22 protein-coding genes are annotated in these 23,201 nt (G+C 73.6%); 11 read left to right on the forward strand and 11 right to left on the reverse strand.

The annotated features are described in order from the left end of the window. Positions 1 to 4: 4 nt before the first annotated feature. A complete protein-coding gene (locus AC5L35_RS34325; protein WP_495063912.1) occupies positions 5 to 652 on the reverse strand; it encodes a class I SAM-dependent methyltransferase in 648 nt (215 codons plus the stop codon). A 26-nt stretch (positions 653 to 678) separates the two neighbouring features. Then, entirely contained in the window at positions 679 to 927 is a 249-nt protein-coding gene (locus AC5L35_RS34330) for a DUF3039 domain-containing protein (protein WP_169396440.1), read from the reverse strand. A 10-nt stretch (positions 928 to 937) separates the two neighbouring features. On the opposite strand from AC5L35_RS34330, the gene AC5L35_RS34335 reads away from it, so the two are divergent. Then, positions 938 to 1,900 carry a pseudouridine-5'-phosphate glycosidase gene (locus AC5L35_RS34335; protein ID WP_495063954.1) on the forward strand — a complete coding sequence of 321 codons (963 nt, stop codon included), beginning with the start codon at positions 938 to 940 and terminating at the stop codon, positions 1,898 to 1,900. After that, on the forward strand, positions 1,897 to 2,787 hold the full coding sequence (locus tag AC5L35_RS34340) for a carbohydrate kinase family protein (protein WP_495063913.1): 891 nt from the start codon (positions 1,897 to 1,899) through the stop codon (positions 2,785 to 2,787). The genes AC5L35_RS34335 and AC5L35_RS34340 overlap by 4 nt, the downstream gene beginning before the upstream one ends. Here the strand turns inward: AC5L35_RS34340 and AC5L35_RS34345 are convergent. From AC5L35_RS34345 to AC5L35_RS34355, 3 genes are all read right to left on the reverse strand, one after another. Beyond that, entirely contained in the window at positions 2,774 to 3,088 is a 315-nt protein-coding gene (locus AC5L35_RS34345; protein ID WP_495063914.1) for a DUF3099 domain-containing protein, read from the reverse strand. The two genes, AC5L35_RS34340 and AC5L35_RS34345, sit on opposite strands and share 14 nt — an antisense overlap. 150 nt (positions 3,089 to 3,238) lie before the next feature. After that, positions 3,239 to 3,667 (reverse strand): ArsR/SmtB family transcription factor, encoded by a 429-nt coding sequence (locus tag AC5L35_RS34350; RefSeq protein WP_495063915.1) that lies wholly within the window; start codon positions 3,665 to 3,667, stop codon positions 3,239 to 3,241. Positions 3,668 to 3,718: 51 nt separating this feature from the next. Continuing rightward, a complete protein-coding gene (locus AC5L35_RS34355; protein ID WP_495063916.1) occupies positions 3,719 to 4,318 on the reverse strand; it encodes an HhH-GPD-type base excision DNA repair protein in 600 nt (199 codons plus the stop codon). Positions 4,319 to 4,375: 57 nt separating this feature from the next. Between AC5L35_RS34355 and AC5L35_RS34360 the strand changes: the two genes are divergently transcribed. Together AC5L35_RS34360 and dtd are read left to right on the forward strand one after the other, a co-directional pair. Further along, entirely contained in the window at positions 4,376 to 5,944 is a 1,569-nt protein-coding gene (locus tag AC5L35_RS34360; RefSeq protein ID WP_495063917.1) for a DUF7782 domain-containing protein, read from the forward strand. After that, positions 5,941 to 6,366, forward strand: coding sequence for a D-aminoacyl-tRNA deacylase (gene dtd / locus AC5L35_RS34365; protein WP_495063918.1), 426 nt, complete (start codon positions 5,941 to 5,943; stop codon positions 6,364 to 6,366). The genes AC5L35_RS34360 and dtd overlap by 4 nt, the downstream gene beginning before the upstream one ends. Positions 6,367 to 6,531: 165 nt before the next feature. Here the strand turns inward: dtd and AC5L35_RS34370 are convergent, their stop codons facing one another. Further along, positions 6,532 to 6,930 (reverse strand): hypothetical protein, encoded by a 399-nt coding sequence (locus AC5L35_RS34370; RefSeq protein ID WP_495063919.1) that lies wholly within the window; start codon positions 6,928 to 6,930, stop codon positions 6,532 to 6,534. 97 nt (positions 6,931 to 7,027) lie between these two features. Next, the gene (locus AC5L35_RS34375) at positions 7,028 to 7,483 is read right to left on the reverse strand and encodes a helix-turn-helix domain-containing protein (RefSeq protein WP_495063920.1); all 456 of its coding nucleotides are present in this window, start codon (positions 7,481 to 7,483) and stop codon (positions 7,028 to 7,030) included. A 211-nt stretch (positions 7,484 to 7,694) separates the two neighbouring features. Here AC5L35_RS34375 and AC5L35_RS34380 point away from each other — a divergent pair, with 211 nt between their 5' ends. Together AC5L35_RS34380 and AC5L35_RS34385 are read left to right on the forward strand one after the other, a co-directional pair. Continuing rightward, positions 7,695 to 8,996 carry an alpha/beta fold hydrolase gene (locus AC5L35_RS34380; RefSeq protein WP_495063921.1) on the forward strand — a complete coding sequence of 434 codons (1,302 nt, stop codon included), beginning with the start codon at positions 7,695 to 7,697 and terminating at the stop codon, positions 8,994 to 8,996. Between the two features lie 144 nt (positions 8,997 to 9,140). Further along, entirely contained in the window at positions 9,141 to 10,196 is a 1,056-nt protein-coding gene (locus tag AC5L35_RS34385; protein WP_495063922.1) for a sigma-70 family RNA polymerase sigma factor, read from the forward strand. An 80-nt stretch (positions 10,197 to 10,276) separates the two neighbouring features. Here AC5L35_RS34385 and AC5L35_RS34390 read toward each other — a convergent pair whose 3' ends face one another. Then, a complete protein-coding gene (locus AC5L35_RS34390; protein ID WP_495063923.1) occupies positions 10,277 to 12,409 on the reverse strand; it encodes an amidase family protein in 2,133 nt (710 codons plus the stop codon). Between the two features lie 524 nt (positions 12,410 to 12,933). On the opposite strand from AC5L35_RS34390, the gene AC5L35_RS34395 reads away from it, so the two are divergent. Then, entirely contained in the window at positions 12,934 to 13,890 is a 957-nt protein-coding gene (locus AC5L35_RS34395) for an isoaspartyl peptidase/L-asparaginase (RefSeq protein WP_495063924.1), read from the forward strand. Here AC5L35_RS34395 and AC5L35_RS34400 read toward each other — a convergent pair. After that, positions 13,877 to 15,358 carry an aldehyde dehydrogenase gene (locus AC5L35_RS34400; RefSeq protein WP_495063925.1) on the reverse strand — a complete coding sequence of 494 codons (1,482 nt, stop codon included), beginning with the start codon at positions 15,356 to 15,358 and terminating at the stop codon, positions 13,877 to 13,879. The two genes, AC5L35_RS34395 and AC5L35_RS34400, sit on opposite strands and share 14 nt — an antisense overlap. A 102-nt stretch (positions 15,359 to 15,460) precedes the next feature. On the opposite strand from AC5L35_RS34400, the gene AC5L35_RS34405 reads away from it, so the two are divergent. From AC5L35_RS34405 to AC5L35_RS34415, 3 genes are all read left to right on the forward strand, one after another. After that, the gene (locus AC5L35_RS34405; RefSeq protein WP_495063926.1) at positions 15,461 to 15,967 is read left to right on the forward strand and encodes a flavin reductase family protein; all 507 of its coding nucleotides are present in this window, start codon (positions 15,461 to 15,463) and stop codon (positions 15,965 to 15,967) included. Next, the gene (locus tag AC5L35_RS34410) at positions 15,964 to 16,515 is read left to right on the forward strand and encodes an NAD(P)H-dependent oxidoreductase (RefSeq protein WP_495063927.1); all 552 of its coding nucleotides are present in this window, start codon (positions 15,964 to 15,966) and stop codon (positions 16,513 to 16,515) included. The genes AC5L35_RS34405 and AC5L35_RS34410 overlap by 4 nt, the downstream gene beginning before the upstream one ends. Positions 16,516 to 16,758: 243 nt before the next feature. Then, positions 16,759 to 18,192 carry a hypothetical protein gene (locus AC5L35_RS34415; RefSeq protein WP_495063928.1) on the forward strand — a complete coding sequence of 478 codons (1,434 nt, stop codon included), beginning with the start codon at positions 16,759 to 16,761 and terminating at the stop codon, positions 18,190 to 18,192. A gap of 27 nt (positions 18,193 to 18,219) precedes the next feature. On the opposite strand, the gene AC5L35_RS34420 is transcribed toward AC5L35_RS34415, so the two are convergent. After that, complete coding sequence (locus tag AC5L35_RS34420; RefSeq protein ID WP_495063929.1) at positions 18,220 to 19,182, reverse strand: TetR/AcrR family transcriptional regulator; 963 nt, start codon at positions 19,180 to 19,182, stop codon at positions 18,220 to 18,222. A gap of 166 nt (positions 19,183 to 19,348) precedes the next feature. Here AC5L35_RS34420 and AC5L35_RS34425 point away from each other — a divergent pair, with 166 nt between their 5' ends. Further along, positions 19,349 to 20,566: an FAD-dependent monooxygenase gene (locus AC5L35_RS34425; protein WP_495063930.1), complete on the forward strand. Its 1,218-nt coding sequence runs from the start codon at positions 19,349 to 19,351 to the stop codon at positions 20,564 to 20,566. A gap of 67 nt (positions 20,567 to 20,633) precedes the next feature. Here the strand turns inward: AC5L35_RS34425 and ptsP are convergent, their stop codons facing one another. Beyond that, positions 20,634 to 23,189, reverse strand: coding sequence for a phosphoenolpyruvate--protein phosphotransferase (gene ptsP / locus AC5L35_RS34430; protein ID WP_495063931.1), 2,556 nt, complete (start codon positions 23,187 to 23,189; stop codon positions 20,634 to 20,636). Positions 23,190 to 23,201 lie beyond the last annotated feature (12 nt).

Below are 23,201 nucleotides of genomic sequence, written 5' to 3' on the forward strand. Positions count from 1 at the left end.
AGCCCTACGCCGCCGAGCAGCCCCGCCCGTCGCCGTGGTCGCCGACCCGGGCCACCGCCAGCCGGTACGACGAGCGCCGCGTGCCACTCATGGTGGTGAGCTCCATCAGCTCGACCCCGGCATCCGCGAACGCCCGGCGGAACTCGTCCTCGTAGGTCACCCGCCCGAACTCGATCGTCGTGAAGTGCCGGACGAGCGGCTTCGCCCGCTCCAGCAGCGCCGAGCGGCGGTGGTGGAAGGTCTGGGTGGCGAACACCCGCCCCTCCGGCGTGAGCTGCGCCGCCACGTGCGCGATGGCCGCCACGGGGTCGGGCAGCAGCATCAGGCTGGCGCTGAAGTACGCCGCGTCGTACGGACCGCCCTCGTGGTCGTAGACCGACGACAGCACCGGCGCCACCTGAGCCGTCAGGTTCGCGTTGGCCATCTCGGTGCGACACCGCTCGAGGTAGTCGGCGTCGATGTCGAGGCCGACGATGTCGAGCCGCTTGGCGCGTACGACATCGGCGCAGCGGGCGAGCGCGGCACCCGTGCCGATCCCGACGTCGAGGAGACGTGCCCCGTCCGGCAGCCGGACCAGTACCTCGCGGTACCAGTCCGTGGTCATCCCGGCCACCAGGCGGTCGTACAGCCATCCGCGCAGGACCCTGCGCACCGGCACCTTGCCCACTGGTCAGCCGCTCAGGCGTCGCTACCGGGGCGCAGCCCCTCGTAGATCTTCTTGCAGTCCGGGCAGACGGGCGAACCAGGCTTCGGGGATCGCGTGACCGGGAACGTCTCGCCGCAGAGCGCCACCACCATGTTGCCCAGCACGGCGCTCTCCGCGATCTTGTTCTTCTTCACGTAGTGGAACATCTTGGGCTCGTCGTTGCCCGTGGTGTCGGTGCCCTCTGGGCGGGTCTCGACGTCGGGCAGCACCTGGGTGGCCATGTCGTCCATGATGCCGCACGTGCCCGTTCCCGTCTCCTCGCACGCCCAGCTCCCTCCCGCACCGACCGTGATGTCCGAGGAGGTCGCCACCGCCGTGGCGGCCGGGCGTCCCGTCGTCGCGCTGGAGAGCACCCTGCTCGCGCACGGGTTGCCCAGTCCACAGAACCGTGCCGCCGCCGACGATCTGGAGGCCGCCGTCCGGGCCCACGGTGCGGTGCCGGCCACCGTCGCCGTCCTCGACGGGGTGCCCCGGGTCGGGCTCTCCCCCGCCGAGCTGGACCGGGTCTGCGGCGGCGGCCTGGTCAAGCTGTCGGTGCGCGACCTCGGAGTGGCCGTCGGCCTCGGCCGCGACGGCGCGACGACCGTGGCGGCGACGGCCGCGCTGGCCCGCGCGGTCGGGGTGCCGCTGTTCGCCACCGGAGGCCTCGGGGGCGTGCACCGCGGGGCCCGCGACAGCTGGGACGTCTCCGCCGACCTCGCCGCGCTCGCGGTCACCGGCGTGCTCGTCGTGTGCTCCGGGGTGAAGTCGATCCTCGACGTGCCCGCGACGCTCGAGGTGCTCGAGACCGGATCGGTACCGGTGCTCGGCTACCGCACCGATGCGTTTCCCGGCTTCTACCGGCGCGACTCCGGGCATCCCGTGCCGTGGCGGGTGGAGACCCCGGTGGAGGCCGCCGCCGTGTGGCGGGCCCACCGCTCGCTCGGCTCCCCCGCGGGAATGGTGCTGGCGCAGCCGGTCCCGGCCGCCGACGAGCTCGACGCCGTGGTGCACGACCGGCTGCTCGACGAGGGCATGGCGCTGGTGGCCCGGCGCGGCATCACCGGCAAGGACGTCACACCGGCGCTGCTGGAGCACTTCCACGCCGCCAGCGGCGGGGCGAGCCTGCGCACCAACCTCGCGCTCGTGCGGGCCAACGCCGAACTGGCCGCGCAGGTCGCCGTGGCGCTCGCCGACGCGGCCCAGCCATCGTGAGCGGCGGGCGCAGGCCGCGCGTGGTGGTGGTCGGCGACGTCGCGGTCGACGTGCTCGTCGCACCGTCCGAGCCCGCGGTTCGCGGCGCTGACGTCGTGGCCCGGATCCGGACGGCCGCCGGGGGCGCCGGGGCCAACACCGCCGCGTGGCTCGCGTACCTCGGTGCGGAGGTCACACTGGTGGCGCGGGTGGGCGACGACGCACCGGGCCGCGCCGCCGCGGCCGACCTGGCCACGGCGGGGGTGCTCCCGGCGCTGACCGTCGACCCCGACGAGCCGACCTGCACCGTCGTGGTGCTCCTGGACGGTGCCGAGCGCACGATGCTGTCCGACCGGGGCGCGGCGGGCCGGCTCGAACCCGCCGACCTGCCCGCGCTCGACGGCGCCGACCACCTGCACCTGTCCGGCTACGTGCTGCTGGGGCCGTCCTCCCGGGGCGCCGGGCTCGCGGCGCTCGCCGCGGCCCGCGAGGCCGGGCTGAGCACGTCGGTCGACCCGCAGGCGGCGCCCGCGCTCACCGAGGAGTTCCGGCACTGGGTGCGCGGCGTCGACCTGCTCCTGCCCAACGCCGACGAGCTCGCCGCCCTCGGCGGTTCGGAGCCGGACCTGCTGGCGGAGACCGGCCCGGACGGCGCGGTGGCCGTCACGGACGGACCCCGCGGAGCCCGCTGGGTGGATCGCCACGGTCGCGTCGACGCTCCCGCACCGGCGGTCGACGTGGTCGACCCGACCGGGGCGGGCGACGCGTTCGATGCCGGCCTGCTCGTCGCCCGGCTGCGCGGGGCGAGCCCGGCGGAGGCCTTGCGCGCGGGGTGCGCGGCGGCCGCCACCGCGGTGGGCCGCCTGGGCGGGCGGCCGCCCGGGCCGGCCGCGGTCAGCCCTCGATGACCGGGTGGTCGCGTGGCTCGATCTGGGGCCGCTCGGCCTGGTAGCGGTTGACGGGCTCGGCCTTGAGAGGCAGTCGGTCGTTGGCGATCAGGACGGCGATCCATGGCAGCGGGATGGACAGCACGAGCAGTGTCACCGCCAGCCACGGGATCGAGTAGAAGACGGCTGCGAGCACCATGCAGGGGATGCGCAACCCCATCATGATCTTGTAGCGACGTTTGCGCGTGGCCAGCTCTTCCTCGTAGGAACGAGCGGCATCGGTGATGAGAACAGGCTCCTCCGCGCGGTGCGGATCTGCCACGGGAACTCCCTCGTTGGCCGCGACGGCGCCGGCACCCGGCGGTGCTGACGCTGAGCGGTGGCCCGGCCGTTGGCCCTTCGTCCGCCTCCGTGGTCATCGTGCCACTGCCGGGGCACCCGCGCCTGTCGACCCCACGGGCGCAGCCGGACGTCAGTCCTGCGGCACGGCCACGACGTCGAGATGCGCTCCCGCGCGGCCGTGCGCGTGCAGCACGACGTCGCCCACGACGCCCTCGGACACCACGTCGAGCAGCCGCGTGGTGAGCCCGACGACCACGTGGTACCGGACGAGCCTGCCCTCACGATGCGCGGCGACCATCCCGTGCGCCCGCAGCAGCCGCAGGGCGTGCGACACCGCGCTGTCGCTCATCCCGACCGCGAACGCCAGGTCGGAGACGCACAGGTCACCGGCATGGTGCAGCGCGAGCAGGATGCTCAGGCGGTGCACGTCGCCGAGCGCGTCGAGCACGACTGCTGCCTGCTGGAGCTGCTCGCCGTCGGCGAGGACGGCGGTGGCGTCGCACACCTGGTCGGGGTCGACGACGCGGACGCCACGACGCGCGGAAGGCACCTGGTGCACGAGGTCGATGTTAGTGCCCTGGGCCGTGGGCGCCGTGGAACGTGGCCGGGCTCAGCCCTTCGGTGATCCGGCGGCAGGCTTGCCCGCTCTGGCTTCGGCCTTCTTCGCCTGCTTGTACTCCCGGACGCGCACGAGCGAGCCGGCGTCGACGACGTCGGCGACCGAGCGGAAGGAGCCGTGCTCGCCGTAACCGCCTGCGGCCTCGCGCCAGCCCTGCGGTGTCACCCCGCGCTGCTTGCCGAGCAGCGCGGTGAAGATCTGCGCCTTCTGCGTGCCGAAGCCGGGCAGGGCGGCGAGCCTGCGGAACAGCTCACGGCCGTCCTCGACATCGCGCCAGATGAGCCCGGTGTCGCCGTCGTACTGCCCCACGACGGCGGCGGCCAGCGCCTGTACGCGCGCGGCCATCGAACCCGGGTAGCGGTGGATCGCGGGCGGCCCGCGGAAGATCTGGACCAACGCGTCGGGGTCGTAGGACGCGAGCTCGCGGGGGTCGAGCTCGGCGCGGCCGAGGCGCTGCGCGAGCACCGCGGGCCCGGCGAACGCCCGCTCCATCGGGAACTGCTGGTCGAGCAGCATCCCGACCAGCAGCGCGAACGGGTCGCGGTCGAGCAGCGCGTCGGCGTCGGCGTCCTGGCTCAGACAGAGGGGCACACCGGAAAGGGTAGCGCCGCGGCAGCGGCCGACGGGCCTCTTGGGAGGATCGACGCCGTGCTGCCCCACCTCTCCCCCGCCACCGCCGACGCGCTGCGCACCGCCCTGCTCCGGGCCGGCTACACCACCGACGGCGTCCGGGCCCTGCTCGGGCAGTCGGCACACGCCGCGCTCGGGCGCGGCGAGGTGGAGCCCGCGTTCCGCTCGACCCGCGACGGCGGGGAGCTCGGCGTGCTGGTGCGGCTGCTGCTGCTCGGCGCCGTCGCGCCGGACGCGGCGGTGGTCGCCGCTCTCGCCCCGCTCGCCCCCGCCGACGCGGCCGCGGCCGGTCTGCTCCGGGCGGTGCCCGGGGGCTGGGCGGCCGCCCTCGACCTGCGCCCCTACGGCGACACCTCCGACTCCGACATCTCCGGCGGGACGCACTCCGACGGCGCCGCGGACGGGGGCGCCGACTGGTGGGTGCTCTCCGACCTCGACCAGCGGCGCCAGGAGCGCGACCACGTCACGGGGGTCGGTGCGGCGTCGCTGACCCTGGCGGCCGCGACGCCCCGCCGCGCAGTCGGGTCCCTGCTGGATCTGGGCACCGGCTGCGGCGTGCAGGCCCTGCACGCCACCCGGCATGCGCGCGCCGTCACCGGCACGGACCTCGCGCCGCGCGCCCTCGCGATGGCCCGCGCCACGTTCGCACTGAACGGTCTCGACGTGGAACTGCTGGAGGGGCCGTGGCTGGAGCCCGTGGCGGGGCGCCGGTTCGACCAGATCGTGTCGAACCCGCCGTTCGTGCCGGGCCCCGCGCGGGTGGACTACGTCTACCGCGACTCCGGCCAGGACGGGGACGCCGCGCTCGCCGCGCTCCTGCGGGCGCTGCCCGAGCACCTCGAACCGGGCGGGGTGGCGCAGCTGCTCGGCTCCTGGCTGCACGTGCGCGGCGAGGACTGGCCCGACCGGGTGCGGTCGTGGCTGCCCGCCGGTGTCGACGCCTGGGTCGTGCAACGGGAGGTGGCCGATCCCGCGCTGCACGTCGGCACCTGGCAGCGCGACGCCGGGCTCGACCTCACCTCGCCCGCGGCCCGCGAGCAGGCCTCGGCGTGGCTCGACTGGATGGAGCGCGCGCGGGTGGAGGCCGTCGGCTTCGGATTCGTGACCCTGCGCCGACCGGGTGGGGGCCGACCGGACGGGGCACGCCGGAGCGGCGAGTCGACCGTGGTGTTCGAGGACCTGCCCGGCGACGTCGAGGATCCGCTGGGCCCTGAGGTCGAGGGCTGGCTGGACCGGGTGGACTGGCTGCACGCCCACGCCGGTGACCGCGCGCTGTTGGGCGCGCGCCTCGCGGTGGCGCCGTCGGTGGTGCTGGAGACCTACGCCGAACCCGGCTCGGACGGCTGGACCGAGGTCGGGTCCGCGGTGGCGAGGCTGGACGGTCCGCGCTGGCGCCACGAGGTGGACGGACCGGCCGCCGCCCTGTTGGCCGGATGCCAGGGCGCATTGCCGCTCGGCGAGCTGGTGGAGCTGCTGTCGTTCGCCCACGACCGGCCCACCGACGAGCTTGTCGCGGCCGCACTGCCCGCGGTGCGCGAGTTCGTCCGCCACGGCGTGCTGCTGCCCGCGCCGGAGCCGGGCCGGTGAGAGCGGTGGTGTCGCGGGTGAGCCGGGCCGCGGTGCGGGTGGACGGCGAGGTCGTCGGCCGGATCGACGGGCCGGGGCTGCTGGTGCTGCTCGGGGTGGGCCGTGACGACGGCCCGGACGCCGTGCCCGTGATGGCCCGCAAGCTCCACGAGCTGCGCATCCTCGCGGGCGAGCGGTCCTGCGCCGAGCTGGGGGCGCCGTTGCTGGTGATCAGCCAGTTCACCTTGTACGGCGACACGCGCAAGGGCAGGCGGCCCTCCTGGTCGGCGGCGGCTCCGCCGGCGCAGGCCGAGCCGCTGGTCGAGGCCGTGGTGGACGCGCTGCGGGAGCGCGGCGCCGAGGTTGCCACCGGCGTGTTCGGGGCCGAGATGGCCGTGGAGTCGGTGAACGACGGCCCGTTCACCGTGCTCGTGGAGGTCTGAGCGGGCCCAGGTCAGGTGACGCTGCCGGTCCGGGAACGGCAGAAGCCCCGGCCGGCGGTACCGGGCGGGGCTCCTTCGTCGCCGGGCTGCTGCGACCCGGTGGGGTCGTGGCTGCTCCGAGCTGTTCTGTCGTCGCTACTGCGGTGAGCCCGGAACGGGCTCACATCACTTGCCGGTGGCCTTCGCGGCGCGGGCGTTGGCTGCGGTCTGCTCGCCTGCGGCCTTGGTGACGTCGGCGGCCTTGTTCACCGCGGTCTCGGTGACGTTCACGGTGCGCGCGGCGACGGACTCGGCGGTGCGGGCGGCCTGCTCCGTGACGGTCTCGGCGGCCTGGGCGCCTGCGGTCAGGACGGTCTTGGCGAGGCGGCGCTGGTTCTCGAGCACCTGCTCGGCGAAGTCGAAGTACCGGTCGACGGCGACCTGGGCGTCGGGCAGCGCGGGGCGCGAGCCGGTGACGCTGCCGGTGAAGGTGGTGACGGTGTCGGCCCACGTGCGGACGGCGCTGGTGAGGGCGTCCTGCGTGCGCGAAGCGATCTCGAGGAACTGGTCGGTCGGGGCGCTCATGTTCGGCCTCTCTCCTACTGGTTGTTGCGTGCCTGTGCTACCTAGACTGCGCAACAGCGTTAAGTATGTCAAGCAGACCGGGTGTGATCCCGCCCTCTCACTCCGTGGCGCCCCCGACGAAGCTGCGGTACACCCCCAGCAGCGCGGTCCGCTGCTCCGGGGACAGCCGGGGGTCCTTGCGGATCGCGTCCTCGGTGCTGGTCGTCTCCGCCGCGGGGGAGCCCCCCGAGGTGGCCCCGGCGGTGGAACCCGTCGCGGTGGCCCAGCCGGCCTGGGAGAGCAACTGCTCGGTGGACAGCTGCAGCGCGTCGGCGATCGAGCGCAGCACCTTCAGCGACGGCTGGTGCAGCCCGCGCTCCACCTGGCTCAGGTACGCGTTGGACACGCTCGTCATCGACGCCATCTCGCGCAGCGACAGGTTGGCGAGCTGACGTTGGGCCCGGATGAAGTCGCCCAGCATGTTCATCTGGGCCGTCCACGCCGTGGCGGGAGGGCCGTCGCCCGTCGGGCCGTCACCCGTGGACTCATGGGACGTGGGCCGCGCTGCACTCATGGCGTCCATCATCGCGCGTGCCGCTACGCCGGGCGAGAATCGCCCATCTGCCGCTTGGTTTACCAGACCGGACGTGCGTGTTGCCGGGGATGACAAGCAGGAGCTACCGTCGGGTAACCGATTGTCCGATCAACCGACAGTCGGGAACCGTCACTGCCGATGGGAGTCCGACTTGACTGCGGCGTCGCAATCCGTGCCCTCGAACCCTGTGATGTCGACCACGCGAGGCGCGAACGCCGCCCCGCCACGGATGCCCGACATGGCGGCCGCACTGGCCCATCTCGCCGGCTACAGCACGGCGGCGGCCGCCAACAGCCTGGCCGAACTGACCCGGGCTAGCGGTGCCGTGTGGGCGGACGCGATCACCCGCACCACCACCCCGCTCGGCATGGCGGACCGCGGGCTGCGGTGGTGGCGGGAGATGCGCCGACGCAGTGAGCCGAGCTGGCACCTACCCAACGAGATCGTGCTCAGCACACCGTTCGCACACCTGCGCGACTTCACCGCGCCGGTCGACCGGGCGGCGGACGTCGTGCCGACGCTGGTGCTGCCGCCACAGGCCGGGCACTCCTCGAGCGTGGTCGACTTCTCGCCGACGCAGAGCCAGCTGGCCGTGATCAGGGCGGCGGGCCTCGCCCGGCTCTTCGTGCTCGACTGGCGCGCCGCGACCCCCCGGACCGCAGGCGTCACCATCACCGACTACCTCGACGTCATCGACCGGTCGATCGAGCAGATGGGCGGGCGGGCCAACCTCGTCGGGGACTGCCAGGGCGGCTGGCTCGCGGCGATCTACGCCGCACTGCACCCCGAGCGCGTCCACACCCTGACGCTGGCGGGAGCACCGATCGACTTCCACGCCGGAGAGTCGGTGATCGCGTCCTCCACACGTACGCTGACCAGCGCATTCGGTCTCGCCCCCTACCGCGCGCTCGTCGCTATGGGTGGCGGCAACATGCCGGGCCGAGCGGTCCTCACCAACTTCATCGCGATCCAGCCGCAGTCGGAGATCGCCCGCCAGATGCAGCTGCTCGAGAACATCGACGACCGGGCCCACGTGGAGCGCTACCGCGTCTTCGAGGACTGGTTCAAGCACACCCAGGACATCCCCGGCGCGTTCTACCTCTGGCTCGTGGAGCACCTGTTCTGGCGCAACGAGCTGATCTCGGGAGAGCTCGTCGTCGACGGTCGCCGGGCCCACCTGGCGAACATCACGTGCCCCCTGTTCCTCCTCGCCGGATCGACCGACCACATCACCCCGCCCCCGCAGCTGTTCGCCGCGGCCGAGGCCGTCGGCACCCCACGGGACCGGATCCACCGGCGCACCGCGAACGGTGGACATCTGGGTCTGTTCATGGGCCGGGAGGCGCTGCGGACCGACTGGCCGCCGTTGATGGAGGCCGTCCGCGCGCTCTCGGTGGCGGGTCCGGAGGGAGGGGGCGCGGACCGTCGCGAAACGCACGCGGGTGACGTTGTTGCTGATCCAGGCGGTACGCCGGAGGTGCCCGCGCCCTGATGCCCGGTCTGAGGGCCCGCTGAGAATGAAGCGCCGACCACATTTCAGCGGGAACGTTCTGCCGCATGCAGGCGTTCAACCCCATGAGAACCCCGGCGGCGGCGCTCCGACACCGCCCCGCCGGGTTGCGGCAGGGGAGGAAAGATGACAGCGCCCACCATGAACGGGCCGACGAACGCGGCCGGTCCTGGCATCCCAACACAGCGTACCGACTTTGACCACTCGGAGGCCACCTCCGAGCGTCCGGAGCTGTCCGCCGAGGACCTCGACGCGCAGAGCCCTGCGGCGGACCTGGTGCGCGTGTACCTCAACGGCATCGGTAAGACCGCGCTGCTCTCCGCAGCGCAGGAGGTCGAACTGGCGAAGCGGATCGAGGCTGGCGTCTTCGCCCAGCACGTACTCGATGCGGCCGCCGAAGAGGGCACCGAGCTGGAGCACCGGTACGCGGCCGATCTGCGGGCAGTCGTCCGCGACGGCATGCGGGCCCGCAACCACCTGCTGGAGGCCAACCTCCGGCTCGTGGTGTCGCTCGCCAAGCGCTACACGGGCCGTGGGATGCCGCTGCTGGACCTGATCCAGGAGGGCAACCTGGGTCTGATCCGCGCGGTCGAGAAGTTCGACTACGCCAAGGGCTTCAAGTTCTCCACCTACGCCACCTGGTGGATCCGGCAGGCGATCACGCGCGGCATGGCCGACCAGGCCCGCACGATCCGGCTGCCCGTGCATCTCGTGGAGCAGGTCAACAAGCTGGCCCGCATCAAGCGCGATCTGCACCAGAAGCTCGGACGCGACGCCACTCACGAGGAGCTGGCCACCGAGTCCGGTATCGCCGAGGAGAAGATCGCCGACCTGCTCGACCACGCACGCGACCCGGTGAGCCTGGACATGCCGGTGGGGTCCGAGGAGGAGGCGCCGCTCGGCGACTTCATCGAGGACGGCGAGGCCACCGACGCCGAGACCACGGTGATCTCCCACCTGCTGCACGACGACCTGCGCCGGGTGCTGGCCACGCTGGACGACCGCGAGCAGCAGGTCATCCGGATGCGGTACGGCCTCGACGACGGACAGCCGTGCACGCTCGACCAGATCGGCCGCCGCTTCGGGCTCTCCCGCGAGCGCGTCCGCCAGATCGAGCGCGAGGTCATGGCCAAGCTGCGCATCGGGGAGCGGGCTGACCGCCTGCGCGCCTACGCCAGCTGACCAGCGGTGATGCTCGCCGCGAGCCGTACCGGCCGCCCTCCCCGGGGCTTTGACGTACGGCTCGCAGCGATCAAGGGGGGTTAGGCGAGCGCTACCTCGACTGCGGCCGCCACCCGCAACAGCCCGGCGTCATCGCCGTAGCGCGCCGCCAGCTGCAGACCGACCGGCAGCCCGTCGGCGGTGAGCCCGCACGGCACGACGATCGCCGGCTGCCCGGAGACGTTGTACGGAGCGCTGAAGATCCGCTCGATCTCCCCCTCCGGGGTGTCGATCGGCGGGGTCCGCTCGGGCGCCGCGTACGGGGTGGCCGGGCCGACCAGTACGTCCACCCCGTCGAGGAGCCGGTCGGCCGCTTGACGCAACTCGGCCCGGCGGGCCAGTGCGGCGTCTCGGCGCCGGGGCTCGACCTTCGCGGCGCTGCGGAGCAGGCGCAGGGTCGTGGCTCCGAAGCGGTCGGGGTCGGCGGTGGGCCCGGTGATCGCCGGTGCGTGCACCTGCCAGGCCTCGACCAGCAGGATGTCCGCCAGGCACGATTCCAGTTCTCTGAGCACCGTGCCGTCGCGGTCGGCCAGCACCATGCCGGCGACGAGGAGCCGATCCAGGGCCATCCGGGTGATCGCCGCGAGCTCGGGATCGAGCCGTGGGTCGGACAGCTGGTCGGCCACCACCCCGAGCCGGGCGGGCCGCGCCGGGGTCTCCTCCGGTGCCGCTCCGATTCCCGTGAGCGCCGCCATCACCGCGGCGGCGTCCGCCACGGACGCCGCCAGCACCCCGACGTGGTCCAGCGTGGGCGAGAGCGGGGTGACCCCCTCGGTGCTGACCAGGCCGGCGGTCGGCTTCAGGCCGACGACCCCGCAGTAGGCCGCCGGGATGCGGACCGAGCCGCCGGTGTCGGTGCCCAGCGCGGCCGGGCACACGCCCGCGGCGACCAGTGCGGCCGACCCACCGCTGGACCCGCCCGCGGTCCGCTCCGGACGCACCGGGTTCATCGCCTCCGGCAGGTCCGGGTGGGGGGCGCCCGCCGCGTACTCGAGCAACGAGGCCAGTGCGAAGACATCGGCGCCCGCCGCCCGCAGCGCGGCCACCACCGGCGCGTCCGACGCGGCAGGCGCCCCCGCCATGTCGTGCGGGTTGCCGTTGCCGCGCGGGCTCCCCGCGACCTCGACGATGTCCTTCACCGCCACTGGCGTGCCGTGCAGCGGCCCGGCCTTCGCCCGCCGCGGCGCCGGAAGCGCGGCCACCACGGCGTGCAGCGGACGGCCGAGCCGTTCCAGCCGCTCGTAGGCGGCGAGCAGTTCGAGGTTGGCCACCTCGCACACGCGCTCGCCGCGTTCGATCGCGCGGATCAGCTCGGCGACGTAGCCGGTGAGCGGTCCGGTGAGGGGCCCGAGCTGGGCGTCGACCTCGGTTCTGCGGTTGCGCACGGCGAGGTCCTGGTAGATGCCGCTGTGGCTCTTCGCGCTGCCGCGGTTGAAGGCGACGAGCCGGCGCACCGACCCCGGCAGGTCCGCCGGATCGAACCCGTCGAAGGGCATCGGCGTGGCCGGCGACTGGGCGAGCACCTCGCGAGCGATCGCCAGCATCAACGGCCGGAACTGCGGGTCCTCCAGGGAGTCGGCGATCGACAGATCCGACACGGCGCCGGCGAACAGCATGGCGCCGTAGGCCTCCTTGGCCCAGAGGTAGCCGCGGATGTTGCCGGTCGCCTCGGCGTAGGGCAGGACGTCGGCGATCTCGCGCAGCCGGTCGGTCAGCCGGCCGTCCAGCTCGCCGATCCGGACCGTCGCGACGTTGCCCTGCATCACGACGCCGGGCCCCATCACGTCGGCTCCGACGTTGACGAAGCAGGCGAGCGGCCGGTCGCGGCCGACCACGTCGGACAACAGGTCCGCGGTCAGACCGTTCTGCATCGACACGACGACCGCGCCGGGGGCCAGCCTGCCGCGCAGCACCTCGGCGGCCGCCGCGGTGTGGTGCCCCTTCACGGCCACGAGCACCACGCCGTCGATCAGCTCAGGGAGATCGCCCGGAAGCACCGCGGGTGACCGCACCGTGAACTCGTCCACCGGCCCGGTGATCCGCAGTCCGTCAGCCTCGATCGCGGCGACGTGCACCGGGTCCGCGTCACAGAAGAGGACGTCGTGACCGGCGCGGGACAAATGGGCGCCGACCGTCCCGCCGATCGCGCCGGAACCGAGAACGGTGAACTTCATGCGAGCTCCTGCTTGTCTGGTCCGACCCGGCGCCGTACATTCTCTCCAACTGTATACAGCGCATCGGCGCAGTTCGATGCAGAGAGGACGGCAGCCCTCGCAGGTCCTGGTGTCACATTTCTGTTGCTCAGTTGCCGGCGCCGGCGAGTGTCTCCGTTACCTACGGTCGACCAGCTCACAGGCATGCCTGACGTGCCGGTCACGCTGTTTCCGTGACCCACACCGACTACGTTCCGATGAACGCGTACGAGAATTCCGCACCAGCGCTGTGCGATTCTTCTCCGCGATCCACCGTGAAATACGCGTGAACGCCGGACCCTCCGGCAATGGAACTCTGCCGTTCGGGCCGACCGTTCCTTTCTCCGGCCAGAACGCTCCCCGACCAGACGTTCGACATGTGCAGCGGGGAATGATGCGAGGAGACCGGCCGCCGGCTCCGGTGCTCACGTTGCCTGACAACCTGGAGCGGGCGACGCCTACCGGCACGCCACCGAACGACCGACCCCCGCGAAAGGACATCACTCGTGACCGACCCGGTGATCATCGGCAGTGAGCGCAGCGAGGCGGGCCTGCCCGCCGGAATGGCCGTGCTTCGGGCCGGTGGGAGCGCGCTCGACGCGGTGGAGGCGGCCCTGCTGCTGTGCGAGGACAACCTGGCCGACCATTACGTCGGCACCGGAGGGCTGCCCAACGCGCGCGGCGAGGTGGAGCTGGACGCGTCGGTGATGGTCGGCTCCACCCGGGCCTTCGGTGCGGTGGCCGCGGTGCGCGGCTACCCGCACCCGATCTCGGTGGCTCGGGCCGTCATGGAACGCCTCCCCCAGCACGCGTTGCTGGTGGGCGAGGGGGCCGAGCTGTTCGCCGCCGAGTGCGGCTTCACCACGGCCGAGCTCCTCACCGAGGAGGCCCGCAAGGCCTGGCACGACGCCCTGTCGGTCACCGACGAGTCGGTGGAGGGCGAGAACACCCGGGCGGGCTCGGGTGACATCGCCTACCGGCTCGCGGCGCTGGAGCTGGTGAAGCGGCTGGCCCCGCACGAGGGACCGTGGGGCACGATCAACGTCCTGGCCCTCGACGAGAGCGGCGAGCTGGTGGTCGGCGTGTCCACCAGCGGCTACCCGTGGAAGTACCCCGGCCGGGTCGGGGACTCCGCGATCGCCGGGGCGGGCAACTACTGCGACCTGCGCTACGGCGGTGCGGCCTGCACCGGGCGCGGAGAGCTGAGCATCCGCGCCACCGGCGCCCGTGTCGTGGTCGACCGGCTCGCCGCCGGGGACGACCCGGAGTCGGCGTGCGCCGCGATGCTGGCCGACGCGGCGACGCTGCCCGACACCTTCCGGGCCGAGCTGCGCACGCTCGCCCTCACCCCCGACGGGCGCCACGGCGGCGCCGCGGGCCAGGAGGGCTCCACCTACTCGGTCATGACCGCGGCCGACCAGGAGGTCCGGTTCCTCCCGCGGCGGGCCGTCAGCCCAGCGTGAACGGGTCGCGGGTGCCGCCGGTGAGCTCGACCCACACCGACTTGTTCTCGAGGTACTCGTCGAGCCCGGCCGCTCCGTTCTCGCGGCCGAGCCCGCTCGCGCCGTAGCCGCCGAACGGCACGCCCGGTGCCACCACGCGGTAGGCGTTGATCCAGACGGTGCCTGCCCGCAGCCGCGCGGCCACCCGGTGGGCGCGGTGCACGTCCTTCGTCCAGACGGCACCGGCGAGGCCGTAGGGGGTGTCGTTGGCGAGCTTCAGCGCCTCGTCCTCCTCGGTGAAGGTGAGCGCGGCGAGCACGGGGCCGAACACCTCCTCCCGCACCACGGTGGAGGTGGCGGTCACGCCGGTGAGCACCGTCGGCCGGACGAACAGCCCGCCCAGCCCCTCGTCGGCGGCGCCGCCGCCGTAGGCGATCGTGGCGCCCTCGGCGCGGGCCGTGTCCAGGTAGGCCAGGACCTTCTCGTACTGCGGCCGGTTCGCCACCGGGCCCATCTCGGTGCCGGGGTCGTTCGGGTCGCCCAGCCGGATCCGCGCGGCGCGTTCGGCGACGAGTGCCACCAGCTCGTCGTGGACGTCGGCGTGCACGATCAGCCGCGACCCGGCCATGCACGTCTGCCCGGTGGCGGCGAACACCCCGGCGACCAGGCCGTTGGCCGCAGCCTTCAGATCGGCGTCCGGGAAGACGATCTGCGGGGACTTGCCACCGAGCTCGAGGGTGACCTTGTTGATGTTCTCGGCCGCCGCCTTCGCGACGGCCCGCCCGGTGGCTGTCGACCCGGTGAACGCCACCTTGTCCACGCCGGGATGCGCGGCGAGCGCTGCCCCCACCTCCCGGGAGAGCCCGGTGACGACGTTGACCACGCCCGGCGGGAACCCGGCCTGCTCGGCGAGCTCGACGAACGAGAGCGTGGACGCCGGCGCGTGCTCGGACGGCTTCACGACGACCGTGCACCCCGCCGCCAGTGCGGGGGCCAGCTTCCAGGTCAGCAGCAGCAGCGGGGAGTTCCACGGGGTGATCGCCGCGACCACGCCCACGGGTTCGCGCCGGGTGTACACGAGGTAGTTCGGGTTGCCCGGCGGGATCTGCCTGCCCTCGATCTTGTCGGCGAGCCCCGCGTAGTAGTGGTACCAGGCGCCCATGCCGGAGAGCTGGCCGATCATCTCGCGGTAGAGCTTCCCGGAGTCGTTGACCTCGAGCCGGGCGAGCCGCTCGGCGTTCTCGCCGATGAGGTCACCGAGGCGGCGGAGGAGGGTGGCGCGCGCGAACCCGGTGAGCGCCGACCACTCCCCCTCGAAGGCCGCCCGCGCGGCAGCCACCGCCGCATCGACGTCCTCGGGGCCGCCGTCGGGCACCACGGCCCACGGCTGCCCGGTGTACGGGTTCTGGGACTCGAAGGTCCGGCCGGACAGCGCGTCGACGGCCTTCCCACCGACGGTCATCCGGAACCGCTCGAGCTCGGTAGCCATGGCCCGACCGTACGAGGCGGCCGACGTCACGGTCCACCGCCGGTGTGGGCTGCCTCACGCCGAGCCCACCGCGGGCGCCTCCGCCGTCCTACGCTCGGAGTTATGAGCGCACCACCCGGCCCGGTCTCGCCGGCCGTCATGCGGGAGGTGCTGGGTCATTTCGTCTCCGGCATCGTGGTGGTCACCGCGACGGGCCAGGACGGCCCGATCGGTTTCACCTGCCAGTCCTTCGCCTCCCTGTCGCTCGATCCCCCGCTGGTCACCTTCGCGCCGGCCCGTTCGTCGTCGACGTGGCCCCGGATCCGCGACGTCGGCGCGTTCTGTGTCAACGTCCTCGCCGCCGACCACCAGGAGCTCAGCGGCGGGTTCGCGCGTTCCGGGGTCGACAAGTTCGCCGGGGTGCCGTGGCGACCGGCGCCGTCCGGCGCACCGATCCTCGACGGTGTGAGCGCCTGGATCGACTGCTCGCTGTGGAACGAGTACGACGGTGGCGACCACACGATCGCCATCGGGCTCGTGCGTGACCTCGGCGCCGACCCTGCTCGCCTGCCCCTGCTGTACTACCGCGGACGCTACGGCGTGACGGCCGATCCCGAGGAGAGCCGATGACCGAGTCCTTGTCCGTGCTGGGGATCGCGGGCGGGCCGGAGGCGGGCGGGCGCACCAGCACCGCGATCGCCGGGGTCCTCGCCGGTGCCGCCGCCGCGGGAGCCGCCACCACGCTGGTGGAACTCGGCTCCACCGACCTCCCCGAGGTGGTCGCCGCGATCAATGCCGCCGACGCCGTGGTGCTCGGTAGCCCCGTCTACCGCGCCACCTACAGCGCCCTGCTCAAGGGCCTGCTCGAGGGCACCGAGCGCGGCAAGTGGGGCGAGAGCACCGCACCGCTGCAGGGCAAGGCCGCGGCCATCGTCCTGACCGGGGCCAGCGGCCACCACTTCCTCGCGCTCGGCGACCTGCGCAACGTCCTGGCGAGCTTCTTCGCGGTGCAGGTGCTGTCCCCGGGGCTCTACTTCGACCACGGCGGTTACGTCGACCGCAACACGCTCACCGAGGACAGCGCCGCCCTGGCCGCGGCGCACGGCACCGCACTGGTCGACCTGACCGCCGCGATCCGCTCCTCGAAGGCGCTCAGCGCGATCACACCGCAGGTCTAGCCCGGCGCCCGAAGGGCCTGTCCGAACGTGCAACCGCCCTTCCCCCGTCACCGATCGCCCGACCGTGATACCGGCGGGACGAGCGTCCTAGCCTGGAACGAGTCCGGGCCACGGACCACCAGCGGGGCGGGAAGGCGTGGGATGAGGTTGTCCGACGGGACGCGGGACCGGCCACGACCGGATCACTCAGCGGCACACCGCGCGTCCGCGAAAGCCGCTGAGGAACGCGACGCCCGTGCGCCGTTGCTCCGGCTGCAGGGCGCCATCGGCAACGCCGCGGTCACCCAGCTGATGCAGCGGGCCGTTCCGGTGCAACGCTTCGGCGGGCAGCAGGTGACCAGCGGAACCGGACCAGGGCCGAACTTCGTCTCGCAGACGCCCAACACGTGGCTGCGGACGCGACCTCCGGCCGAGACGCCCGCCGGTCAGCTGCCCTGGGCGCTCAGCCACGACGCTCCGTCGCTCAGCCCCTCGGCGGAGCAACCGGTTCCCGTCCGGGTCTCGGCGAAGGCCGACCTCGCCGTGCACGATGCTCCGAACCTCGAGCCGAAGGAGTTCTACAGCAGCTCGTCCGTGTTCGAGGAGTCGGTGGCCGCACTGCGGGCCACCGGCAGTTTCTACCGGCTGAAGCAGCGGTCCGAGACCATCAAGGTCGCCGATCCGAACGGCCGCCGGAGAACCCTGAACCGCGTGGTGGCGGCTCCCGCGCCGTCGTCGGCCCGGCGCTTCGGGCAGCGCACCGAAGACGAGTGCATCGAGGTCGCCGGGCTGCTGATGGGCATTCCCCGGCGCAGGCGGCGCGGGGAGATCATCGGGGACGACGGCAGGCGATACTCCGAGCAGCGCGCCCTCGAGCTCGGCCACCGGATGACGCCGGCAGGCCCCGGACGTCCTGCTTCCGGCGACGGCACGTTCGACGAGCGAGCGGCCGTCGAGGCCTACGGGGCGGCCCATCGCGGGGGAACCCTGGTGGGTGCTCAGGAGCTGGGCCTCAACCAGTACGCGAACCCCGGCGTCGGGCAGTCCTTCGCGATCACCTCGCTGGGCAGCGATGGGCCCGACTTCGCGGCACCCGGCGGTGCGCGGTCGCCCGACGACCCGCCCTGGAACTTCCACTTCGGAGGCGTGGTGGCCCGCTCGGGGAACGACCGGGTCACCATGGAGAACTACACCCGCTCCGCGGTGAGCGCGGTCGCCGAGCTCCACGCGGTGCTGATGCAGCGCTACCGGCAACGGACGAATCCGCTGGTCCAGCAGTGGCAGCGGCTCCGCCACCCCGACCGCTACACCGCACCGTTCGCCCCCGTGGGTCCGGCCATGGAGGCCGTGCGGAAGCTGATCGACAAGGAGGCCGCCCAGGTGGGGGGCGACGGGGAGAAGGAGTACCTGCGCCTCGTCGACGACGCCATCAAGCACGAGCGCTGGTACTTCCGGATGTACGGCGGTGGACCGGGTCAGAGCTTCCACGAGCAGGTGTACGGGGGTGGCGCCGCCAACTCGGTGATCAACCCGGTCACGGTCGCGGTCCAGCGGCCCGCGCAGGACCTGTCGGGGATCTACGGACCACCGGTGCCACCCGCCGGGCCACAGGTGCCGTACCTGCACCCGCAGGCCCCCTACGCCGCGCCGCAGATGCCGTACCCGTACGGGGGCCACCCGGGCCGCCCGTTCGGGTAGCCGCTCCGCCGCGGTCACGCCGCAGGCCTACGAGGGCAGCACCACCGCGAAGCCGTCGAGCAGTCGCTGCAGGCCGAACTCGAAGAGCGCGTCCAGGTCGAAGTCGTACGGGGTGGAGAGCACCCGTTCGAACGTGGGGAAGCGGCCGTCGCCGAGGACCGAGCGTATGGCTGCTTCCTGGGTGTCCATCCATTCGTCCGGGTTCAACCCGGTGGCCGCCTCGGCCTCGGCCTCGGGTTCGAGGTTCACCGCCGTACCGCGCACGTAGTTGACGAGCGTGAGGTAGGTGGTCATCACTGTCGCGTGGTCGGCACCGCAACCGTCGAGCGCGGCCAGCGTCCACTCGGACAGGGCCAGCCCTCCCGCGACGGCCTGCGGCCGCGTCATCGACATCACCGGGGCGAGCCAGGGGTGGCGGCGGAACAACGCCCAGAGCGTGCGGCCCGCGATCTCGAGCCGGGGCCGCCACCCGTCCGGCGCGACCGCCGGCGATCGCCACTCGCCCAGTGCGGCGTCCAACATCCGCAGCACGAGGTCGTCCTTGTCGACGACGTGCCGGTAGAGGGCCATGGTGGCCGCTCCGAGCTCGGCGGCCACCCGTCGCATCGACAGGCCGTCGAGCCCTTCGGCGTCGGCGATGGCGATGGCGACGGCCACGATCCGCTCGGGGGTCAGGGCGGCGTCGGGCGCGGGGCGGACGCGGGGCCGCGCCGGCTCGAGCGCCGGTTCCGATGCTGCCGGAGGCACGACCGTCCGGGGCGGCGTCGTCCCCGGGCGGGTCTCCACCACGGTGCCCGAACCGGGCACAGCGCGCACCAGCCCTTCCTGGCGCAGCACTCCCAGCACCTTGGTGGCGGTGGCCATGGCGACGCCCCAGTGCCGGGTGATCTCCCGCGTGGAGGGCACCCGGTCACCGGGCGCGAGATCACCCGTCTCGATCCGCCGGCGCAGCTCGGCGACGATCCGCGCATACGGCGGACTGCTCTCCACGACCCCTCCGTACTAGTGCACTTCAGATCCGGACGAGAGTAGCGACTCCGTGGCGACCCGTCGAGGCAGGTCGACCCCAGAATGCCTGCACTAGTGCACCTCGTCCCGGTATTTATGCAGCTAGATGGCTTGATTCGAAGTGTTTGTACGTCGTACGCTAGTGCACATGCAGAACACGAACATCCTCATCTCCGGGGCGAGCATCGCCGGGCCCGCACTGGCGTACTGGCTACGCAAGAACGGCTTCACCCCCACCGTCATCGAGCGGGCGCCCGCACTACGGCCCGGCGGCCAGGCCGTCGACCTGCGCGGCGCCGGCCGCACGGTCGTCGAGCGCATGGGCCTGATGGACGACGTGCGGGCGGTCGCCCTCGACCAGCGCGGGCTCGCCTACGTCGACGACACCGGCCACATCAAGGCGCGGCTCGGGGCCGACGCGTTCGGCGGCGAAGGCATCGTCTCCGAGATCGAGGTCCTGCGCGGCGACCTGGCCGAGGTCCTCCACCGCGCGACCCTCCCGGGCACCGAGTACCTGTTCGACGACACGATCACCGGGATCGACCAGGACGACGACGGCGTCACCGTCACGTTCGAGAAGGCAGCACCCCGCCGCTTCGGCCTCGTCATCGGTGCCGACGGGCTGCACTCGGCGGTCCGGGGCCTCGCGTTCGGCCCGGAGGCGGACTCGGTCCGCCCGATCGGCTGCTACACCGCCTGGTTCACCGCACCGGCCGACATCGATCTCGACGGCTGGTACCTCATGCACAACGCCCCCGGCGGGCTCGTCGCCTCGGCCCGGCCGGGCCGGCTCCCCCACGAGATCAAGGCCGGTCTCAGCTTCCGCTCGGAGCCGATCGCGTACGACCGCTGGAACATCGCCCAGCAGCGCGACATCGTGGCCCGGCGCCTCGCCGGCGTCGGGTGGGAGGCCCCGCGACTCCTCAAGGCCATGCGGGAGGCGCCCGACTTCGCGTTCGACTCCATGGGCCAGGTGCACCTCGACCGCTGGTCGGCAGGCCGGGTCGGGCTGCTCGGCGACGCGGGCTACTGCCCGAGCCCGCTGACCGGCCTGGGCACGAGCCTCGCCCTCGTCGGCGCCTACGTGCTCGCCGGTGAGCTCGCCGCCGCCGACGGCGACCACCGGGCCGCGTTCGCGCGCTACGAGCAGGTGATGCGGCCCTACGTCACGGAAGGCCAGAAGCTGCCGCCCGGCGGCGTGAGCGGGTACGCGCCGCGGGGCCGGTTCGAGATCCGCATGCGGACGGCATCGATGAACTGGATGACGCGCTGGCCGTTGCGTCCCTTGATCGCCGCGCAGTTCGCTAAGGCCGGCAACATCGCGCTGCCGGACTACGGGCAGCGGGTCGAGCCGCGGGTCTCGTGATCGCCGCGAGATCCGGGTTTCGGCCCGTCGGAGGGCGACGAGCCGGATCTCGCGACGATCATGCGACTCAGCCCGCGCTTGTGCCGCGCACGTCGGCCGGGCCGCTCGCGGTCAGGGCGGCCGCGGCGCGGGTGGCCGACTGAGCCACGTCCACGTCGCGCACGGTCTGCTTCACCCCGGCCACCGCAGGCGGCGCCACGCTCAGCTCCCGCACCCCGAGCCCGACCAGCAGCTCGGCGGCGAGCGGATCCGCCGCCGCCTCGCCGCAGACGGCCACCAGCACCCGTTCCCCCGCCGCCCGGCACACGGCGTCGACGAGCCGGAGCACGCCGGGGTCGAGGGGGTCGGCCAGTGCGGCGACAGCCGGGTTGCCCCGCTCGGCGGCCAGCGCGTACTGGGTGAGGTCGTTGGTGCCGATGCTGAAGAAGTCGACGTGGGGCGCGAACGCCGCCGCCTTCAGCGCCGCCGCCGGGACCTCGACCATGATCCCCACCTCCAGGCCGGGGGGTGTGCCGCGGCCCTCGCGGGCGAACGCGGCGTCCAGCGCGCGGCGGGCGACGACCAGCTCGTCGAGCGTGGTGACCATCGGGAACATCAGGCTCACCGGCGCGTCGTGGGCCACCCGCACCGCGGCCAGCAGCTGGTCGGCGAACAGCTCGGGGAACGCCGTGGCCAGCCGGATCCCGCGCAGGCCGAGGAACGGGTTGGCCTCGGCGGGCAGCGGCAGGTAGGGCAGCGGCTTGTCGCCACCGACGTCGAGGGTGCGCAGGGTGATCCGCTTGCCGCCGAGTGCGACGGCGACGGCGCGGTAGGCCGCCTCCTGCTCGTCGACGTCCGGAGCGGCCGCCCGCCCGAGGAACAGGAACTCGGTGCGCACCAGCCCGACCAGGTCGGCACCGGCTGCCGCGGCCGCCGTCGCCTCGGCGGGGGAACCGACGTTCGCCCCGACGAGCACGGTGACGCGGTCCCGCGTCACGGCCGGTGCGGCGGACCGTTCGCGCGCCTCCCGGTCCCGGACGGCCTCCGCGGCGGCGCGGTCACGGAACACCGCAACGGCGTCGGGGGCGGGGTCGACGAGGAGCTCCCCCGTGGTCCCGTCCAGCGCGATCAGCGTGCCGTCGGGCACCTGCAACACCTGCGCTCCGGCCCCGAGCACCGCGGGCACTCCGCGCGCCCGGAGCAGGATCGCGCTGTGGGCGGTGGGGCTCCCGCCTGCGAGCACCACACCCGCCACGCGCGCCGGGTCCAGCGCCGCGGCCCGGGCCGGGGTGAGGTCGGCAGCGACGAGTACGGCAGGCGGGCCGTCCGCGTGATCGTCCGTGGTGTCGGCCAGGTCCCCGACGAGAGCGCGGAGCACCTGGTCCGCGACCGCACGGACGTCGGCGGCGCGGGCCGCGAGGTACGGGTCGGGCAGCGCGTCGAAGGCGGACGCTGCGCGTTCCGCGGCGTCGGACCAGGCCCGCTCCGCCGACACCCCGTTCCCGATGCCCGTCCCGGCGTCCTCCACCAGCTCGGGGTCGTCGAGGAGCAGCAGGTGCGCGTCGAAGATCGCCGCCTCGGCGGGGCCCAGCTCCGCGGCGGCGGCCGCGCGGCCGGCCCGGATGTCGGACGTGACCGTGGCGATGGCGGTGGCGAGGCGTGCCCGCTCGTCGGCCGGCGCGCCCGCGGGTTCGTCGGACACGACCACGGGCGCGGCCGCGTCGGACCGTGCGGGCCCGACCGCGATCCCGGGGGACGCCGGGAGCGGCGCGCCCGATCCGGGCGACTCGCGCGCCAAAATCGGGCGACTCGCGGGAGTGGGGGGTGCGCCGGTGAGCGACTCGGGCGCCGGAACCGGGCGACTCGCGGGGGGAGTTGGCGCCGCGGCGGGGGCGGTCGACTCGTCGAAGCCGCGGGCGGCGAGCGCGACCACCGCGTCCACCGCGGCCCGGGCCTCCGCACCGGAGGCGGCGACCTCGATGCGGTGCCCACGCAGCGCCGCCAGCGTGGCCACCCGGGCGAGGCTTCCTGCGGGCGCCCACGGTGAGTCGGTGGTGGTGTTGCGCAGCCGCACCCGGGCGCCGTCCAGCTCGCGGACGAGCGCGACCAGCCGGGCGGCGGGGCGGGCGTGCAGGCCGTGCGGGTTGGACACCGTGAAGCTCTCGACGATCTCCGACCCGGCCGGCGGCTCGGGAGCCTCCGGTGTCGCGGTCGGCGGGGCCGGCTCGGGCGGGGCCAGCTGCGCGAGCTTCCCGCTGAGCGCGCCGGTCGCCTCCGCCGCCACCTCCGCCCGGTCGGCGCCACCCGCCGCGGCCACCGCGGCCACGACGAGGCCCTCCACCAGCGGAGCGGGGCACAGCAGCACGCGGTCGCGGGCGTCCGGGTCGTCGAGCAGTTCCAGCGCCAGCTCGGCGGAGAGCACGGCGCTGCCGAGGTCCATCAGCACGACCACGCCGGACCCGGTGTCGGCCGTCCCGATGGCCGTGGCGATGGCCACCGCGTCGGTGCCGAGCGCGCCGTCGTCCACCCCGGCGGCCACCTCGATCGGCAGGCCGCCCGGGGCCATCTCCCTGGCCAGCTCGACGGCCGCGTCGGCCAGCGCCCTGCTGTGCGAGACGACCACGAGCCCGACCGGAGGCGTCACCGGCCCTCCCGA

It is taken from the genome of Pseudonocardia sp. OZ21, from assembly GCF_059359135.1.